This is a genomic window from Mycobacterium sp. UM_WGJ (assembly GCF_000455125.1).
GTDB lineage: Bacteria > Actinomycetota > Actinomycetes > Mycobacteriales > Mycobacteriaceae > Mycobacterium.
Genome location: NZ_AUWR01000044.1, coordinates 1 through 17722, shown reverse-complemented (window position 1 = coordinate 17722; position 17722 = coordinate 1). Strand labels below are relative to the sequence as shown.

Genomic DNA, 17722 nt, shown 5'->3' with positions numbered 1-17722 from the left:
GCACCGCAACGGGTTTCGACCGCAATGCCGACGTCGCGGCGGTGATTTCTAGCCGGTTTTGCGGTCGCGGAACTTGCGGCGGCTGGCCAGCTCGTCTTCCGGCGCGGCGATCGACTCGCCGCCGTCGGCGCGCTCCCCGGGGAAGTCGGAGATCACGCCGGTCAGCTCGCGCATCGCGCCTGACACCGCGATGCCGAACACGCCCTGACCGCCCTGCAGCAGGTCGACGACCTCCTCAGCCGAGGTGCATTCGTACACAGTGGTGCCGTCGGAGAACAGCGTGATGTTGGCCAGATCCTGGACACCGCGCTCGCGAAGGTGGTCGACGGCGATCCGGATGTTGTGCAGCGAGATGCCGGTGTCCAGGAGCCGCTTGACGATCTTGAGCACCAGAATGTCTTTGAACGAGTACAACCGCTGGCTACCGGAGCCGGCCGCGCCCCGGATGGAGGGCACCACCAGCGAGGTACGGGCCCAGTAGTCGAGCTGGCGGTAGGTGATGCCGGCGATCTGACAGGCGCTGGGGCCGCGGTAACCGACGAGTTCGTCGGGAACCGAGTCGTCCGGGAACAAGCCGCCCTGTACGGGTTGGCCGGCGCTGGAAGGGGCCGCCGGGACCTGACGGTCGCCCTGGTCGGACTGACCCGTGAAGTCCAGCTGTTCCTGCCCCGGTTGGTCGCCCACGCTGCTTCCTCTCGCCGATCGCGCTCGTTGCCACTGACTGGCCAGTGGCCGCGTTTGCTCTTGCCCGAGTTGGTCGTGAGCATACGCCGTCCGACGAGCTGCCGTGCAGTTGTTCCCGCCGTGGTTCAAGTATGGGGGCCGCGTTTTGCGCGTGTTGCTTTCGTTCGGGCGTGTCGCGTCGACGGCAGAGAGATGAAACGGATCTGTGACGAGGCTGAGTCCGCCGCGCCGGGTCAGGTTGCTTTGAAATCGTCGGGCGACACGCTATCGAGGAATTCCTTGAACTTCTCCACCTCGTCTTCGCGCACCGCGCCGCTGGTCTCGTCGTCGCCCTCATCGGGGATCAGCAGGCCCGCCTCGGCCAGCACCGCCTCTTCGACGAAAATCGGAACACCCACCCGCAACGCGATGGCCACCGAGTCCGACGGGCGCGCCGACACCGTGATGTCGCGGTCGAAGATCAGGTCGGCGTAGAACGTGCCCTCCTGCAGGTCGACGATCCGGACCTCCTTGAGCGAATGCCCGAGCGCGCCGATCAGGTCACGGATCAAGTCGTGCGTCAGGGGCCGGGCGGGCTCCACGCCCTGTTGCTCCAGGGCGATGGCGGCGGCTTCGGCCTGTCCGATCCAGATCGGGAGATATCGATCACCATCGGCTTCGCGCAGCAGCAGCACCGGCTGGTTCTGCGGCTGCTCGACGCGGATGCCGACCACGCGTACTTCACCCATCTCCAGTCAGCCCTCCGCGTTCGCGTCTGTCCCAAGTCCTTGTCGTCCCAGTCTGACTCGTCGCGAAACCCCCGGTCGGACAACCGGATGGCGCGCAACGAGCCAACGAGGCGAAGTCTAGTCCTCAGCCGTGCAGTACGTCGTGTACCGAGGACTTGAGCAGCGCGGTGTGTAACGCGATCGCCAGCGCCGCGACCTCGCGCGCCAGGTCGTCGGCCCGGTCGCGTGCCCCCGCCTTGCCCCCCTTGACCAGCGGGCCCGCAATCTGGGCGATCAGGTCGGACTGCCGGTCGGCCGCAGAGCGGAAAGCACGCAGGTGCCGCGGCTCCACGCCGTAGTCGGCCAGCCCCCGCGCGCACTGGACGATCACCACGGCGTGCTCGTCGAACAGCCCACCCGGCCCGGCGCTGATCACGCCCGCCCTGACCAATGCCGTCAGCAGCGCGTCGTCGCCGCCGGAACGCTGCAGCAGATCCTCCCGACTCAGCCGCACCTGCCGCGGCGGCGCGGGCAGCGCCGTCGCGCCGTGGGCGGTCTCGCCGCCGGCCGACACCAGTCGTGGGGTGGGGTACGGCGACTCCGGGGACGGCAGCGCGCCATCGGGTTCGGCGTCCAGCCGCGCCTTGATCACCTTCAACGGCAGGTACTGGTCGCGTTGTGCGGTCAGCACGTAGCGCAGCCGTGCGCAGTCGTACGCACTGAATCGGCGATAGCCCGACGCCGCCCGCTGCGGCATGACCAGCCCCTCGGTTTCCAGGAAACGAATCTTGGAGACCGTGACGTCGGGAAAATCCGGCCGAAGCAGGTCCAGCACCGCTCCGATTGACATCCCGGCCAGGTCAGGGCTGTCAGGCGCGGTCATCAGCTGCCCGGCCCGGCCTCGGTCTCACCCGTCTTCGGGCCGGTCAGGAACACCAGCCGGAACTTGCCGACCTGCACCTCGTCGCCGTTGACCAGGACCGCCGAATCAACCGGCTCCCGGTTGACATAGGTCCCGTTGAGGCTGCCGACGTCGACAACCTGAAACTCGTTGCCCTCCAGCCGGAACTCGGCGTGACGACGACTCACCGTGACGTCGTCGAGAAAGATGTCGCTGTCGGGGTGCCGACCGGCCGCGGTGACCGGTTGGTCGAGCAGGAACCGCGATCCGGCATTGGGACCGCGCTTGACCACCAGCAGCGCCGAACCCACGGGGAGTCCTTCAACACCCGAGGTCAGGCTCTCGCCGCCCGCCTGCGCGGGAGCGTCGAGTTCGTTCAGGAAGTCGGCGCGGAAAACCGATGTGGTTTCCACCGTGACCTCATCGCCTGCCTGGTCTTGCCCCGTTGCCGGGTCCTTCTCCGTCACCCGCTACTCCTCACTGGCCGCTGTTCTGCTACCTGGTCGCGCCCGCCGGACATGTCTTGCGCCCAACCCTGAATCGTTGAGTCGACCGTACCGCGCAGCGGTCCGTCATGTCCCCCGCACCGCGGGATCGTGTCGCCGGATGCCCAGCGTGTCCCGGCAGGCAGGCTAACAATCGTCATTCCGACAACGTCGCCCGGTAGGCGTCGGCGGTCAGCAGCCCCGCCAGACTTTGGTCCAGCGCCGCCGAATCCGCGTTCGCCACCTGAAGTTCCAGCAGCCAGCCGGCGCCGTAGGGGTCGGAGTTCACCAACTGCGGGTTGGCGTCCAGTTCGGCGTTGACCGCGCTCACCGATGCGGTGATCGGTGCGTAGAGGTCCGAGACCGACTTGGTCGACTCCACCTCGCCAAAGGCCTCTCCGGCGGTGACCCCGGTGCCCGCTGCGGGCAGCTGCACGAAGACCACGTCACCGAGGGCGGCCTGCGCGAAGTCGGTGATGCCCACGCGGACGGTGTCCGGGCCGGTGCGGTGAACCCACTCGTGCTCAGCGGTGTAGTACAGGTCGGCTGGAACTAAACTTTCCGAGCTCACGGTGATGGTGCTCCTTGCGCTGTCGGGCTCACTTGACTGGCTGAGCGTATTGGCGGGGTTTCGGTTGTCGCAACACGGTCACCTGAACACGGTCGGCCTGCTGCACCGCCATGGCGCCGCCAAGCCGCTTGACGCTGTCGACGGCCCCGCCGGGAATGTTCATCGCGGCCGCCAGGGTGGGGGGATCCCCAATCGCCAGAACCGAATACGGGGGCGCCAGAGCCGTGCCGTCGAACTCCAGCGCACCGGGCGTGCCCGCAACCCACGAATCCACCCCGATGCGCACTGCCTTGGTGCCGTCGCGGACCTCCATCGCCTCGGCACCGGCTGCCCGCAGTTCGTTGATCACGTCGAGCATGGTCTCGGGCGCCACCCCGCGGGTCGGATCGTCCACGGTGATCACCACGCCGGGACCGGCGGCGCCCACGGTGCCGATCATGATCGCCAGCGCGGCCAACCGCGCCTGGGCGTTTTCGATGGCGGCCTGGTCGCTGCTGCCGGACTCCTGCAGGGCGTTGAGCGTCTGCTGAAGTTCGGCGACTTCGGTGTTGAGGGTGGCCTCGCGTTGGCGCAGCGAATCCAGCAGCACCAGTAGGTCAGCGGGGCGGGCCGTCTCCAGCGCGTCCTCGGAGTCGTTCTGGCGGACCTGAGTGACGATCGCCACGCCCAGCAGCAGACACAACAGCATCCCCAGCACGCTGAACACCGGTCCGGAACGGCCGCGGGGCGGCGGCACACCGTTCCGAGCAGGTGGCTGCGGCAGCTCGTGACGGCCGTGCGATGCCGGATCGGCGCTACTCATGTGTGTCAGGCCCCGAACAGCCGTCGCCGCAGCGCCGCCGCGTTGCCGAAGATGCGAATGCCCAGCACCACGATGATCGCGGTGGACAGCTGGGTGCCGACCCCCAACTGGTCACCGAGGTAGACCAGCAGAGCGGCCACCAGAACGTTGAAGACGAACGACACGACGAACACCTTCGCATCGAAGATCCGCTCCAGGTAGGCACGCAGGCCGCCGAACACGGCGTCCAGCGCGGCCACCACGGCGATCGGCAGATAGGGCTGAACCACCTCCGGCACGCTGGGGTGAAAGAGCAGTCCCAAGACGATGCCGGCGATGAGCGCGGCGATACCGATCATTGCGACATCACTCCAGCCTCCCGAACCGGATCCGTGCGGGCCACGACGGCCAAGCCGGCCAAGTCACGACCCGCAGCGCTAGCTTGCGTCACGACGCCCCTATCTGTTTGGCAAACCGGACATCTCGCACCGAGCCGGCCGGCAGCGTGAGGTCGGCCGAGCTGCGCCCGTCGACCCGAACCCCCACCCCGTAGGACGCCTCCAACAGCCTTAGCCGGTACAGCCCGGGGCTGCGGTCGAAGGTGTCGCGCAGTTCGCGGGGCGGCCCGATGGCTTGCAGCGAATAGGGACTGCTGATCGGTTTGTTGTCGACCAGGATGGCTCCGCCGGCCTGCCGGATCGTGACGTTGGGCCCGATGCGGACGTCTCCGACGGCGATCGCCTCGGCCCCGCTGGCCCACAGCGAGTTGACGACCAGCTGGAGGTCGCGGTCCAAGATGATCTGCTGACTGCCCGACACCCTCTGTTTGGAGGCATCGGAGAGATTCCGCCCGGCTCCGGGGTCGGTGACGGTGACGGTGAGCCCGGGGCCGCTCACCCGCGTGCCGGCGGCCTCCAGGCTGAGCGCGTCCAGGCCGGCCAACACCCGCTGGCCCTGGGCGTCGTCGGCCAGCCGGTGCCGGCGCAACTCGTCGACTCGGTTGGCGTAGGTCTCCCGTTTGTCGGCCAGCCTCCCGGTGACGGCTTCGGCCGCGCGGACATTCGTCGCCAGCACCTGTTGGGCGTCGTGCACCCCGGGAGCCACCGACCGGGCCTGCGCCACCGCGACGGCGAACACCGCCGCCACCAGCAACGCCGCCGCCGCCTCCCATGCCCACCCCGCGACCCGGGCGGTGGCAGCGGGGGGTGCGGTGCGGCGTGCACGCCGGGCTGCCGCCGCGGCGTAGCCGGGGTCGAGATGTTCGGACAACAGGGAGCGCAGCAAAGACGGCACCGCGAATTTCCGGGGCCTGCCGGCCTCGTGGGCGCCCGCCCCCTGAGAGTCGTAGCCACTCAGCGCGAAAAACGGCTCAGCCACCGGCAACCTTCGGCATGGTGCGGACCACCAGTCTCACCTGGACCAGATACAGCACGAACGCCCACAGGTACATGCCCAGGCCCCAGATCAGGAAGGCCCAGCCGGCCGAGAGCACCACGCGGCTCCACAGCTGATCCCACTGCCCCAGCAGGATCAGCGGAAACGCCGACATCAGCGCGAAGGTGCCCGCCTTGCCCACGTAGGTCACCGGCAGCGCGGTCAGTCCCCGGCTACGCAGCGCCGGCAGGGTGGCGGCAAGCAGCAGATCCCGGGCCAGCAGCACGCCGATGATCCACCAGGGCACCAAACCCCGCACGCCGAATGCGACCGGAATCGCCAGCATGTAAAGCCGGTCGATCGCCGGGTCGAGCAGCGCCCCCAGCGTCGAGTACTGGTTGAACAGGCGAGCCACTTTGCCGTCCGCCCAGTCGGAGGCACCGCTGAGCATCAGGGTCGCCACTGCCGGTCCGTCGGCCCGCGCGATCAGCAGCAGATAAAGAAAAACGCCGATCAGGCCGAGGCGAGCCAGGCTGATCACGTTGGGCACGGTGAGCACCCGGTCCTCAACGCGATCGGAGCCGGAGCCGACAGTCATACCGACCCCCTAGCGGAAGATCCCGGGCAGGCTCAGCGCATCCATGCTGTCGTCGCTCAGCGGGTTGTCGCGAACCATGTAGGTCCACGTCGAGGTGGGCCGGGCCAGCTTCGACAGGTCGATCCCCGGCTCGGATTCGATCGAGTCCGAGGTCTCCAGCGTCTGCTGGGACGCCTCGATGGCGTCGGCGGCCAGTGAGGCGAACGCATCCAGCGCCAACCGGTGGAACTCGTCGAGCGGGTTCTGCCGGCCCAGGGCACGCAGGTGGATGCTCTCGCGGATGTCGGCCAGGTAGGCGAGGTGGTCGGCCCAGCCGCGGTCCAGGTGGTAGAGCATGATCAGCCGGCAGATCTTCTCCAGCTTGGCTTCGCCGTCCTGCCCGTCTTGCCCCAGCTGGTCCTTCAACTCCGCGTAGCGCTTCGGGGTGAGCTCGGCCAGCTCCTCGCGAGCCGCCGGGGTGGACAGCAGCGTGTTGCGCCGCTCCACGATTATCGCGCGCTGCTGGGCGATCAGCTGGTTGTACCGCCAGGTGTTGGCGTGGATGTCGAGCAGCTTGCCCTCGGCGATGCGCTGCGCGTGGTCGAGCAGGCCGGAGGCCTTCGGGCTCAGGATCCGACCGTCGTCGTCGGTCTCGGTCGGCAGCTTGTTGGCTTCCAGGTTGGTCGCGGCGACGTCGTCTTCCCAGCTGGAGAAGAACACCGACGATCCCGGGTCGCCCTGACGACCGGCCCGGCCCCGCAACTGGTTGTCGAGGCGTTGCGTGTGCTGGCGCCCGGTGCCGATGACGTGCAGGCCGCCCAGCTCGACGATCGCGTCGTGATCAGCCTCTTCGGAGCCGCCCAGGCGGATGTCGGTGCCGCGGCCGGCCATCTGGGTGGACACCGTGACCACCCCGAGCTTGCCGGCCTCGGCGATCACCGTGGCTTCTTCGGCGTCGTTCTTGGCGTTGAGGACCACCGCCGGGACACCGCGCTTGCGCAGCCGCTCGTACAGTTCCTCGGACTCGGCGACATCGTGGGTGCCGACCAGCACCGGCTGCCCGGTGGCGTGCACCTCGACGATGTGGGCCACGATGGCGTCGTTCTTGGCCGCGGCGGTGATGTAGACCCGGTCCGCCTCGTCTTCGCGAATGTTGGGCATATTCGGCGGGATCGGCGAGACCCCCAACTGATAGAACTGCCGCAACTGCTCGCCGGCCGCCAACGCCGTACCGGTCATACCGCACACGGTCGGATACCGATTGACCAGCGCCTGCACCGTGATGGTGTCGAGCACCTCGCCGGTCTCGGTGGTCTCGATGCCTTCTTTGGCCTCCACCGCGGCCTGCAGGCCGTCCGGCCAGCGCTGCAAGGCCGCGATCCGGCCGCGCGAGGCGTTGATCAACTGCACCTTGCCGTCGCGGACGATGTAGTGCACGTCGCGCTGCAACAGCACATGCGCGTGCAGGGCGACATTGACCTCGGTCAGCGTGGAGACCACGTGCTCCTCGGAGTACAGGTCGATGCCACCGAGCGCCTTCTCGACTTTGTTCGCGCCCACCTCGGTGAGGTGGATGTTGCGCCGGTCCTCGTCGGAGTCGTAGTCCACGCCGGGTTTGAGCCGCCCGACCAGCTCGACGATCTCCATCCGGGGCGTCTCCCGGTGGGTGGTGCCGGCCAGCACCAGCGGCACCAGCGCCTCGTCGACCAGCACCGAGTCGGCTTCGTCGATCAGCGCCACATCCGGGTTGGGCGAGACCAGATCGTCGACGTCGGTGACCAACTGGTCACGCAGCACGTCGAAGCCGATCTCATTGATCGATGCGTAGGTGACATCGCACTGGTAGGCCGCGCGACGCTCGGCCGCCGTGGACTCTTCGGTGATCCACCCGACGGTGACCCCCAGAGCCTCCAGCAGCGGACCCATCCATTCGGCGTCGCGACGCGCGAGGTAGTCGTTGATGGTGACCACGTGCACGTGCCGGCCACCGATGGCGTATCCGGCGGCAGCGATCGCACCGGAGAGCGTCTTGCCTTCGCCGGTGGCCATCTCGACGACATCCCCGGCCAGCATCCGCAGTGCGCCCTGCAGCTGAACGTCGAACGGACGCTGCCCGATACTGCGCTCGGCGGCTTCCCGGGCGATCGCCAAGAACTGCGGGATGTCGGAGGCGTCGGCCAGCTCCTTGAGTTTGAGCAGTTGCGCGGCTTTGCGCAGCTGCTCGTCATCGAGCCCAGCGGCCTTCTTGGCGTACTCGCCGGCCGCGGTGACCTCGGCCATCGAACGACTCTGGTTCTTCTCGGTGCTGGCGCCCAGCAGTTTCCAGAATTTCCCGCTGAGCCGACCCGACTTGGTTCGCGTTCCGGAGACAGTCTTGGAGGTGTTAGCCACAGCACAACGGTACGCGGTGGCCGTCGCTCGCAAGCCGGGGGCACCGTCGCGTCGGCGGGCTGCCGGGCCATGCTTATCCGGCACGACGCCGCACTGCTGCGGTAGGTTTCGCACGGGATTTCCCGATTCGGATACCGGCCGCGACGCGATTGCGGCGATACGGACGGCAAGGAGACATCGGCAGTGGACTCGAAGCTGTTCAATCCGTCCATCGACTGGGGGCACGCGCTGCCCGATTCGCTGGTGTGGATCGCACTGGCCTGGACCATCAGCGCCGTGAGCGTGCTGGCAGTGGCGGCCCTGCTGCGGGTCAGCACCCGATGGGGACGCCAGTTCTGGGAGATCAGCGGCGCCTACTTCACCGGGCGGGACAGCCTGCGTGTCTGGCTGATGCTGGGCGTGCTGCTGCTGTCGGTGATCACCGCGGTCCGGCTCAACGTGTTGTTCAGCTTCCAGGGCAACGACATGTACTCGTCGCTGCAGACCGCCTTCCAGGGCGCCGCCGGCGGGGACGAGGCCATCAAACAGTCCGGCGTACACGGATTCTGGATGTCGATCGGCATCTTCAGCCTGATGGCCGTGCTGCACGTGGCGCGGGTGATGCTCGACATCTATCTGACCCAGCACTTCATGGTGAACTGGCGCATCTGGCTCACCGACCGCCTGACCGGGGACTGGTTGGACGGGCGGGCCTACTACCGGGCCCACTTCGTCAAGACACCGCTTGACCCGGCCGTCGGCGAAGCCATCGAAGGCGCCATCGACAACCCGGATCAGCGTATTCAGCAGGACATCGACATCTTCACCGCGGGCAACGGCGCCAACGTCAACGCACCGTCCAACGGCACCGGCAGCACGCTGTTGTTCGGTGCCGTCCAGTCCATGGTCACGGTGGTGTCGTTCACCGCCATCCTGTGGAACCTGTCGGGCACGCTGACCGTGTTCGGGTTCGACATCCCGCGGGCGATGTTTTTGATCGTGCTGGCTTATGTGGCCATCGCGACCATTGTCGCGTTCTGGATCGGCCGTCCGCTGATCCGGTTGAGCTTCCGCAATGAGCTCACCAACGCCGCCTTCCGGTACGCGCTGGTGCGGGTGCGCGACGCCGCCGAGTCGGTGGCGTTCTACCGGGGCGAGCTGGCCGAGCGGGTCCAGCTGCGGACGCGGTTCCGGGCGATCATCGCCAACTATCTGAACTTCGTGAACCGGACCATCGGATTCGCCGGCTGGAACCTGTCGGTGAGCCAGGCGATCGTGCCGCTGCCCTGGGTGATCCAGGCGCCGCGACTGTTCTCCGGACAGATCATGTTCGGCGGGGTGGCGCAGACCGCGTCGGCGTTCGGCAATATCTCTGACTCCCTGTCGTTCTTCCGCAACGCCTACGACAACTTCGCCGGTTACCGGGCGTCGATCATTCGTCTGCACGGCCTGGTGGAGGCCAACCGCGAGGCCCGCGATCTTCCCGAGCTGCTGGTCAAGCCCAGCCCGGACGGCACGGTGGCGCTGGAGGGCGTCGAGGTGCGCAACCCCGAGGGTGTCCCGCTGATCGAGGCGCTCGATGTGCAGCTGGGCGTCGGTGATGCGCTGATGATCGCCGGACCATCGGGCAGTGGCAAGACGACGCTGCTGCGCAGCCTGGCCCAGTTGTGGCCGTACGCGTCGGGAACCCTGCGGCGCCCCGATGCGGTCAACGCCACGATGTTCATCTCGCAGCTGCCCTACATCCCGCTGGGTGATCTGCGAGCGGTGGTGTCCTACCCGCTGTCGGCCGGCGAGGTCACCGATGCCGAGATCACCGAGGCGTTGGTCAAGGTGTCGCTGCCGAATCTCGTCGACCGGCTCGACGACGTCGAGGATTGGGCCAAGGTGCTCTCGCCCGGTGAGCAGCAGCGGGTGGCATTCGCCCGAATCCTGTTGACGCGGCCCAAGGCTGCCTTCCTCGACGAGTCGACATCGGCGCTCGACGAAGGCCTGGAACTGACGCTGTACCGGTTGCTGCGCTCCGAGCTGCCCGACACCATCCTGGTCAGCGTGAGCCACCGGCACACGGTGCGCCAGCACCACAAGCACGTGCTGGAGCTGCTCGGCCAGGGCCGCTGGGACCTGTCTGCGGTCTAACGAGTTGCCGCGTGCGCCCCGGCGCGCCGGCCGAAGAACGAGCCCTCGCCCAACTGGGTCCCGCTGGCGTATCCCTTACCGTCCTGGGCGATGTTGGCCGCACAGGCTCCGGCGGCGTAGAGCCCCGGAATGGGCCGGCCGTCACTGCGCAGCACCTCGCCGTCCACCGACGTCGCCAACCCGCCGATGGTGAAGCCGGCGTAGATCGCCTTGCCCAGCGATAGGTCGAAAGCGCCCCACGGGCCATTGTCCTGCGGAGCCAGGAACGGCGGCTGCTTGTGGAAGTCCGGGTCCTGTCCCTGCGCCGCGTAGGTGTTGTAGCGGTCCAGTGTCGCGACCAGGTTTCCTTCCGGAATGCCCAGTGCGGCTTCCATTTCCGGAACGGTCTCCCATCCGTCGATCAGCGGGACCAAGGGCACCTGCGGCTTGCGCATGTGGGCCTCGTCGACGATCAGGAAGGCCGCGCTGTCGGGCTGGTCCATGACGAATCCCGAGGTGCGCGAGTGGTAGGAGTCCTCGGCGACGAAGCGCTTGCCCTCCTTGTTGACGATGATGCCGGTCAGCAGGATCGACGGCGGGTAGACCGGCGCGGTGATGAAGATCTGGTCCATGTGCTTGGTGGCGCCGCCCGCCGACATCCCCATCCGGATGCCCAGCCCGTCGTCGTAGGTGTTGCCCAGCACGAACGGCTTCTCGGCGAGCTTCGGCGTGTACTGGGCGACCATCTCCGGGTTCATCACGAAGCCACCGGCGGCAATCACCACCGACTTCGCTTTGACCACACCGCTTTCGGTGAAGTGCTTCCACGTGACACCCACGACGGCGCCGGAGGCGTCGGTGACCAGCCTGATGGCACCGGTTTCGTAGCGGATCGTCACCCCGAGGTTGTCGGCCCGCTTCAGCAGCAGGTCGATTGCCATCTTGGCGCCCTGGGTGTCACCGGGCACCGGAACCTTGTGCCCGCGTGGCGCCGGAACGGCCTCGTTCAAAAACGGCCACACCTTCTCGTTGCCGGTGAACATCAGCCCCTCGGTGTTGGGCTGGATCACCGCCTTCTCCGGGTAGTAGCTGCGCTCGAACGCAATTCCGAGGTCTTCAAGCCAATTGAAGTGCTCGACGCTGCCGTCGCAGTAGGCCCGGATCTTGTCGTGCTCGGGTTCGCGCGACACCGCGACGAGGTACTTGTACATCTCGTCCGCGGTGTCGGCATGCCCGGTGGCTTCCTGGACCGCAGTGCCACCGCCGAGGTAGAAATGGCCGCCGGCCATGGCGGTGGTGCCACCGGCCTCGGCGGCCCGCTCCAGGACCAGGACCCGAGCCCCGGCCGCCGCCGCGGTGACGGCCGCGCAGCCGCCACCGATGCCGAAGCCGATCACCACGACGTCGAACTCGTCGGACCACTCCGAAACCGTTTCGGCACTGGTGGTGTCCGGGATCTGGGTGCTCATTGCCGCCACTCCTCTTCGTCGCCGGCGCTGGCCATCGGCGCCGATGCGGTGGTTACCGCTGCTCCTGTTTGATGTAGTCGAAGACCGCTCGGATCTCGGCTGGGATGTAGGCGATCTCCAGGTAAGGGATGCCGGCGTCCGGAGCTGAGATGTAGGCGAACTGCATACCGCCGGGCATCACGCCCCGGGCTACCACCTGGGCGCCCTGTTCGGCGGTGTCGCTCAGCATAACGTCGAAGGTTTCGGGATCCTCGGCCTCGATGCAGACATGGTGCAGGCCCGGCCCGTGGGCACGGAGGAAGTCGTCGTAGAGGCTGCGTCCGCGCACCGGCGCGATCAGCTCCAACTGCATGTCGCCAACGTAGCTCAGCGCGATGTCGGCGACGAAATCAGCCGGCTCGTCGAGGTAGCTGCAGGTGTCCGGGGCGAAGTGCACCCCGGGCATACGGATCCATTTGCGCACGCCGAGCAACGCGGTCAGCGTCGACTCGGTGGCGTCGAGATCGTTTGTGACCCATGCGATCTGGATGGGTGGTCGAGGCGGCGGGGTCACGACAGCGGGGACGGCACGCCGACGTCTTCACGGACCTGTTGCGAGATCGCCGACCATGACACCGCGGCGGGGAATTCGCCCCAGACACTGTTGAACAGCCCGACGATCCGGGCCGGGCCGGAGCCGCCCGGCGCATACACGGGGCCGCCGGAGTCACCCTGCTGACTGCGAATGCTGCGCGTCATGGTGAACCATCCGTTGTTGACCCGTTCGATGTTGCCGCAGGTCTCGCCGGTCACGATGCCGAAGTGGCAGACCGGATCACCGGGTTTCAGCTCGGTGTCGGGGCCGGCCTGCAGCTGCAGCCCGCCCGGGAGGACATCGTTGACGTCGACATCGTCGGCCAGCACGATCGACTCGTAGTCGGCGATCACCTGGTCGGTGTTGACGGTCGAACCATTGGGAGTGTTGTCGCGAAAGGTCGCCAACCTGCCGATGACCGCCCCGCCGCGGTCGGTGACGGTTCCGCTTCCCCGGCAATGGCCGGCGGTGAAGGCGATCCGCATCACCGGGTCGACGTAGCCGAGAGTGCAGACGTGGGTGTCTTGGCGGATCTCCATCCCGGGGAACACCAGCACCCGATCGGCTCTAGCCGGAAAGACCGTCGGCTCAGCAACTGTCGCACCGATCCCCAGCAGCACCGCCAGCACCCGCGCAACGCGCCTGCGCAACCGTCGACTCCTATCGTTGAGGGCCGGTTTCGGTCCGGCCGGATCAAGCCACCATGTCGCAGCGCGGCGGCCCGGCCCCAAGGGATCCGGGCCGCCGCGGCGGCGTTGTGCGGCGATCAGGGGATCGTCAGCTCCTGACCGGGGTGAATCAGGTCAGGGTTGGCGATGCCGCTGGCCTCCGCGATCTGCGGGTACTTGTTGCCGTCGCCGTAGAACCGCTCGGCGATGGCGAACAGGGTGTCACCGGCGACCACGGTGTAGGTGCGTGCCGCGGGTGCGGCCTCCTCCACGGGAGCCGGCGCCTCTTCAGCCTTGGGCTCCTCCGGCGGCGGGGCGTCGGTCTCGGTCTTGGTGGACCAGGCCGCGCCGTCGGCAGCGTAGAGCACCAGGTTGCGGTCGTCTTGCAGAACCAGCTTGACGTCCTTCTTGCCCTTGGTGTCGGTGTGCCAAATCGGCTTGTCGGCCGTGTAGAGCACGAAGTTTCCGTCCGCCTGCACCTCGGCACGGACCACGTCGTTGCCGTTGGTACCCGATGCCCAGATCGCTTTGCCCCTCGCCGCCAGCACCAGGTTGCCGTCCTCCTGCAGCGTCAGGGTGTAAGCCCCGTTGTTAGAGGTCAGCGACTCGCCCTTGACGAGCTTCTTACCTGCCGTGAGCGTGTCTCCCAAGCTCTGTGCCACGTTGTCCCCTTTTCATCGGCCCGCCGCGGCCTGACTCGCCGGGCGTTGTCGCTGCGATGCGACGTTAGTCAGCCTAGGCGAACACCCGCCGGTGTGCCCCGCATTACGTCACGGCAATCTCGGTTGCTGGGAGACGGCCGCTGCCGGGCCCACGGGCTGCCAGCCGGGCGGTCCGAAGATGTAGCCCAGCCGGTCGCGCCACCGCGTCGCACGGCGTACATCGGCGATGATCGAGGCGTACTCGTGGAATTGCAGGGTCACGATGTTGAAGGTGTCGACCGGCTTGGTCAGCCCGTAATGCGGGCGAAACCGCTCGGCGGCGAAGCTGCCGAACAGCCGGTCCCAGATGATGAGGATCCCGCCGTAGTTCTTGTCCAGGTACTCCGGGTCCATGCCGTGGTGCACCCGGTGATGCGATGGAGTGTTGAAGATGAACTCGACTGCCCGAGGCAGCTTGTCGATCCGCTCGGTGTGGACCCAGAACTGGTAGACCAGGCTCACCGAAAAGCTGGCGAACACCATCCACGGCGGAATGCCCAACAGCGGCAGGGGAATCCACATCAGGATCTCGCCGCTGTTGTTCCACTTCTGGCGTAGCGCCGTGGCGAAGTTGAAGTAGCGGCTGGAGTGGTGCGCCTGATGAGTCGCCCAGATCAGCCGGATCCGATGCGCGATGCGGTGGTAGGTGTAGTAGAGCAGATCCACCCCGACGAGTGCGATCACCCAGGTGTACCAGCGCTGCGGCGACAGATGCCACGGCGCGAGGTAGGTATAGATGGCTGCGTAACCCAGCAGCGCGACGAACTTCCAGCCGGCGGTGGTGGCCATGGACACCAGGCCCATCGAGATGCTCGCCCAGGCGTCCGGGGTGCGATAGGCCCCGACCGGCACCAGCTCTGCTTCGGACTGCTCCAGTTTGCGCGCGGCGAACCACTCGAGCGAGAGCAGCAGCAGGAAAAAAGGCACGGCAAAGATAACCGGGTCGCGCATCGGCCCGGGCAACGCCGACCACACCGCTGCGAACGCATCCACCGTCGCTACCTCCGGAACAACAGCCTAGACGTCGCCGGGCTCAGTCCGGTGACAGCGACGACTGATCTTCGGCATGCCACTGGACCGCGTAGACGCCCGGCTGCAGTGACAACTCGCTCACCAGGCGCTCAAGCCGGTCCGGCGCCCGACTGTCCGACAGCATCGACGCGGTGAGCGCGATGTTGTCCTCGCCGGCGCGAACGGTGTGAATCCCCCGCAGGATCAGGTCGTTGCTGGCGGTGTGCTGCACGATCTGGGCGCGCAGGTACTTCTCGGACTTCGGCCGGCAGATCACCTGCACTTCGTAAGGCGAATGCGGTTCGTCCTCCTCTACGTGCTGATCACGGTCGATGAACCGCCCCAGCGGCCGCAGCAGCAGATGGGTGCCGACGATCGCGCCGGTCCCGATCAGCGCGAACACCAGATCGCCGGCTGCCGCCAGCACGCCCACTGCGGCCGAACACCACAGGGTGGCCGCGGTGTTGAGACCGCGGACGTTGAACCCCTCGCGCAGGATCACCCCGCCGCCGAGGAAGCCCACCCCCGACACCACGTACGACGCGACGCGGGTCGAGTTGGGTTCCACGGCGACGGCATACAGCACGAACAGCGTCGCGCCGGCGGCCACGAGCGCATTGGTACGCAGTCCCGCCATTCGGGCACGCCACTGTCTTTCCAGCCCGATCAGTGCACCGCAGCCCAGCCCGACAGCCAGTCGCAACGTGAACTCGGCGACGCTCAGCGTCTGCATGACGTCAACGATGACACATGCCTAGCCGGCGACCACCGGCCGAGCCATCACGGTGGGCTTGAAGCCGTACCGCGGGGCGGCGAAACCGTAGTTTCGGCCCTGCCCGGCGCCCGCCAGCGGCACCCCGGGCATGCCGGCCGGGCCCGCCTGAGGCGCGGGTGCCGACACCGTCCACCCGGTTGCCGCGGCTCCCCCGACGGGACCGGTGGCCGGAACCGACGCGGCCCACGTCTTCGGGACAGACATGGCACCCACCGAGGGCGCGTTTCCCATGGAACCCGAGGCTATCCCGAGCGGGCTCAGCCCGTGCATTCCGTTGCCGAGTCCGGCGCCAAGCCCCCCGATGGTGGGCGTGAACGGGTCGATCGCGCCCAAGCCCAGGGGATCGCCGGCGGCGATGGCAGCGCCACGCACCACTGCCATGTCGGCGGCGAAGCTGGAGATCGCCGCCGCGCCCATCGGGCTGAACGAGCTGCTCATCAGGTTGGTCACGCCGTTCGCCAGGTCGCCGGTGCTGATCGCCTCACCGCCCGTCAGCGGCGGCTGCACCGGTGTCGCGAGCGCCTGCAGCGCCTGCGGCGTATTCGTAAGCGCCTGGGACGCTGCGGATTGCGCGTTCGACGTAGCGGCCGTGCCGGCGGCCTGGGAGACCGCGGCTTGCTGGGCACCCTGCGCCGACGGGTCGACGACCTCATGCGGCGCGGTGAACGGCGTGACCTTGGTGGCCACCGCTGATGACGCCGCGTAGCCATACATCGCGGCGGCGTCCTGGGCCCACATCTGGCCGTATTGCGCCTCGGTGGCGGCAATCGCGGCAGCGTTCTGGCCGAGGACGTTGGTCGCCACGAGCGCTGCGAGCGCAGACCGGTTGGCGACGATCAACGGGGGCGCGACCGTCATCGCATATGCGGCGTCGAACGCCGCGGCCGCCGCCTTGGCCTGCATGGCGGCCTGCTCTGCCCGGGCGGCGGTGGCGCCCATCCATACCGCGTAGGGGGTCGCCGCGGCAGCCATTGCATCCGAAGCCGGCCCCATCCAGCCTTCGCTGACAAGTCCGTTGATGACGGCCTGATAGGCGGCCTCGGCCGAGCTGAGCTCGGCGGCCATCTTGTCCCATGCCGCCGCGGCGGCCATCATCGGTCCCGAACCGGGGCCGGTGTAGATACGTGCTGAGTTGATTTCCGGCGGAAATGCTCCGAAGTCCATGGCGTTGCTCCTTTTTGGGTGGTTTTTCGGCCACGAATGGCTGGTCTTGGGGATGTGCAGGCGGAGTCGATGCCCGATATGTGTTGCAGCCGTAATCCGGACGGCAGGAGAATCGGGACAGCGGTCATGGCGACATGCCGGAGCAACTCATGCCAGACCGATCGTCCGCTCGACGAATAGGTCGAGTTACCAATCGATTTCAGGGCATGCCGAAGCCTGGCGCCTTCCGCTACGGGGAGGTACGCCAGTCGACGAGTTCAGCGCCGGTGCGAATCACATGGTGAAAGCAGTACCGAGATCGAAGGAGACGACCACCGATCCCGGATAGGAACTATCACTCGGACTCAATGTCGCTCTCACCTCCTCTCGGCCTGGGCACGCGCGGGTGCCTGCACGTATGCACGACGAGGTGAAGTAGCCCGGCGACAACCGAGATCCGCACCCCTCTCGTCAGAGCTTCGGCACTGCACGGCGTGTCCTGGCCTGCACTAATGTGCAGACCCGGAAGCCACTTGGGCTCAACCCTTAATCCGGGAGGAGCTGTCCTGACCCGGGGCGTCTTTCGACGTTCGGGGTCAGTGGCCTGTATCCGTGCAGACGCCTCACCTAACGAGGTGCTTGCTTAACCATAGTGCACCAGTGGGGTGGCAGGGGTCAATCCGAACCGCCGGGACGCCGACGGCATCGTCCAGATCATTGCGCACCGGAGGCGAAAGCGCTTGCCTTCGGCCGAAATAGGCCTTCTCGAGAATGCAAAACGCGGCAGCACACCCAGGGATCGGGTGTGCTGCC

At 67.4% G+C, this 17722-nt stretch carries 18 protein-coding genes and 1 riboswitch; of the genes, 1 reads left to right on the top strand and 17 read right to left on the bottom strand.

Annotation, left to right across the window (positions count from 1 at the left end; translation table 11 throughout):
- Positions 1–48: 48 nt before the first annotated feature.
- From N416_RS0114180 to secA2, 10 genes are all read right to left on the bottom strand, one after another.
- Positions 49–684 (bottom strand): MerR family transcriptional regulator, encoded by a 636-nt coding sequence (locus N416_RS0114180; protein ID WP_024442767.1) that lies wholly within the window; start codon positions 682–684, stop codon positions 49–51.
- Between the two features lie 233 nt (positions 685–917).
- Complete coding sequence (locus N416_RS0114175) at positions 918–1412, bottom strand: bifunctional nuclease family protein (protein WP_024442766.1); 495 nt, start codon at positions 1410–1412, stop codon at positions 918–920.
- Between the two features lie 124 nt (positions 1413–1536).
- Positions 1537–2274 (bottom strand): MerR family transcriptional regulator, encoded by a 738-nt coding sequence (locus N416_RS0114170; RefSeq protein ID WP_024442765.1) that lies wholly within the window; start codon positions 2272–2274, stop codon positions 1537–1539.
- A complete protein-coding gene (gene garA, locus N416_RS0114165; protein WP_024442764.1) occupies positions 2274–2759 on the bottom strand; it encodes a glycogen accumulation regulator GarA in 486 nt (161 codons plus the stop codon). Before garA ends, N416_RS0114170 begins: the two co-directional genes overlap by 1 nt.
- A 175-nt stretch (positions 2760–2934) precedes the next feature.
- The gene (gene gcvH / locus N416_RS0114160; protein ID WP_024442763.1) at positions 2935–3348 is read right to left on the bottom strand and encodes a glycine cleavage system protein GcvH; all 414 of its coding nucleotides are present in this window, start codon (positions 3346–3348) and stop codon (positions 2935–2937) included.
- Positions 3349–3376: 28 nt separating this feature from the next.
- Positions 3377–4150, bottom strand: coding sequence for a DUF881 domain-containing protein (locus tag N416_RS0114155; protein ID WP_024442762.1), 774 nt, complete (start codon positions 4148–4150; stop codon positions 3377–3379).
- A gap of 5 nt (positions 4151–4155) precedes the next feature.
- Entirely contained in the window at positions 4156–4488 is a 333-nt protein-coding gene (locus N416_RS0114150) for a small basic family protein (protein WP_024442761.1), read from the bottom strand.
- Positions 4489–4576: 88 nt separating this feature from the next.
- On the bottom strand, positions 4577–5506 hold the full coding sequence (locus N416_RS0114145) for a DUF881 domain-containing protein (protein ID WP_024442760.1): 930 nt from the start codon (positions 5504–5506) through the stop codon (positions 4577–4579).
- A complete protein-coding gene (locus N416_RS0114140) occupies positions 5499–6101 on the bottom strand; it encodes a CDP-alcohol phosphatidyltransferase family protein (protein WP_024442759.1) in 603 nt (200 codons plus the stop codon). The genes N416_RS0114145 and N416_RS0114140 overlap by 8 nt, the downstream gene beginning before the upstream one ends.
- 9 nt (positions 6102–6110) lie before the next feature.
- Positions 6111–8471 (bottom strand): accessory Sec system translocase SecA2, encoded by a 2361-nt coding sequence (gene secA2, locus N416_RS0114135; RefSeq protein WP_024442758.1) that lies wholly within the window; start codon positions 8469–8471, stop codon positions 6111–6113.
- A gap of 183 nt (positions 8472–8654) precedes the next feature.
- On the opposite strand from secA2, the gene N416_RS0114130 reads away from it, so the two are divergent.
- Positions 8655–10589, top strand: coding sequence for an ABC transporter ATP-binding protein/permease (locus tag N416_RS0114130; RefSeq protein WP_024442757.1), 1935 nt, complete (start codon positions 8655–8657; stop codon positions 10587–10589).
- Here the strand turns inward: N416_RS0114130 and N416_RS0114125 are convergent.
- The 7 genes from N416_RS0114125 to N416_RS0114095 form a co-directional block, all read right to left on the bottom strand.
- A complete protein-coding gene (locus N416_RS0114125) occupies positions 10586–12037 on the bottom strand; it encodes an FAD-binding protein (protein WP_024442756.1) in 1452 nt (483 codons plus the stop codon). The genes N416_RS0114130 and N416_RS0114125 overlap by 4 nt on opposite strands.
- 52 nt (positions 12038–12089) lie before the next feature.
- The gene (locus N416_RS0114120) at positions 12090–12590 is read right to left on the bottom strand and encodes a VOC family protein (RefSeq protein ID WP_024442755.1); all 501 of its coding nucleotides are present in this window, start codon (positions 12588–12590) and stop codon (positions 12090–12092) included.
- Positions 12587–13261 carry a hypothetical protein gene (locus tag N416_RS0114115; protein WP_036458090.1) on the bottom strand — a complete coding sequence of 225 codons (675 nt, stop codon included), beginning with the start codon at positions 13259–13261 and terminating at the stop codon, positions 12587–12589. The genes N416_RS0114120 and N416_RS0114115 overlap by 4 nt, the downstream gene beginning before the upstream one ends.
- Positions 13262–13377: 116 nt before the next feature.
- Positions 13378–13929 (bottom strand): LysM peptidoglycan-binding domain-containing protein, encoded by a 552-nt coding sequence (locus N416_RS0114110; RefSeq protein WP_024442753.1) that lies wholly within the window; start codon positions 13927–13929, stop codon positions 13378–13380.
- Between the two features lie 120 nt (positions 13930–14049).
- Positions 14050–14973 (bottom strand): sterol desaturase family protein, encoded by a 924-nt coding sequence (locus tag N416_RS0114105; protein WP_024442752.1) that lies wholly within the window; start codon positions 14971–14973, stop codon positions 14050–14052.
- Between the two features lie 40 nt (positions 14974–15013).
- Positions 15014–15724 (bottom strand): MgtC/SapB family protein, encoded by a 711-nt coding sequence (locus N416_RS0114100; protein ID WP_024442751.1) that lies wholly within the window; start codon positions 15722–15724, stop codon positions 15014–15016.
- Positions 15725–15745: 21 nt separating this feature from the next.
- On the bottom strand, positions 15746–16930 hold the full coding sequence (locus tag N416_RS0114095) for a PPE family protein (protein ID WP_024442750.1): 1185 nt from the start codon (positions 16928–16930) through the stop codon (positions 15746–15748).
- Positions 16931–17365: 435 nt separating this feature from the next.
- A riboswitch (M-box (ykoK) riboswitch) is annotated at positions 17366–17551 on the bottom strand.
- Positions 17552–17722 lie beyond the last annotated feature (171 nt).